This is a genomic window from Streptomyces beijiangensis, assembly GCF_017315755.1.
GTDB classification, from domain to species: domain Bacteria; phylum Actinomycetota; class Actinomycetes; order Streptomycetales; family Streptomycetaceae; genus Streptomyces; species Streptomyces beijiangensis.
Genome location: NZ_JAFLRJ010001430.1, coordinates 1 through 691, shown reverse-complemented (window position 1 = coordinate 691; position 691 = coordinate 1). Strand labels below are relative to the sequence as shown.

The 691-nt window shown below is 75.7% G+C and carries 1 protein-coding gene; it reads left to right on the top strand.

The window, feature by feature from the left end:
• The coding region (locus J0695_RS42140; RefSeq protein ID WP_206970082.1) for a histidine kinase dimerization/phosphoacceptor domain-containing protein at positions 1–691 on the top strand (691 nt) is incomplete at both ends.

The following is a 691-nucleotide window of genomic DNA, read 5'->3' as shown; positions in this document are numbered from 1 at the left end:
TCCCCTGACCAGCACCACCGACGTCTTCTCGTCTCCCACCCTTCAGCTCGCCTCGTTCGCCGTCGGCCTGCCGCTCGCCGCCGTCACCTCCCTGTTTCCGCTGACCCGGCCGCTGGAGACCGCCGCCGTGCGCTGGCTGTGTGGGGTGGACGCCGCCCGGCTCGCCGACGGGCCAGCCCGCACCCGCGCCGCGAAGGGCCGTACGGCGGTCTGGTACACGGTGCATCTGGGGCTGGGCGGGGTCATCGCAGGCATGTCGCTGGCGGTGCCACCGTTCGCCGTCGCGCTGATCGTGCTGCCGCTCTTCGCGGGGCTGCGCGACTCCCCGCTCGGCCTGTCGGAAGTCCTGGACCACACCTGGGCGTTGGCGCTCTCGCCGGTCGCCGGCGTGGCATCGCTCCTGGCGCTGGCCGGCTGCGTGGCCGGCTGCGGCGTGCTGCTGGCCCGCTGGGCGCCGGCGCTGCTCGGCCCCACTCCCGAGGACCGGCTCGCCGCCGCCGAGGCGCGCGCCGCCGACCTCGCCGTCCGCAACCGGCTGGCCCGTGAGCTGCACGACTCGGTGGGACACGCGTTGAGCGCGGTCACGCTTCAGGCGAGCGCTGCGCGCCGGGTCCTGGGCACCGACCCGGAGTTCGTCCGGGACGCCCTGGCCGCCATCGAGGACACCACGCGCCGCACCGTGGGCGAACTC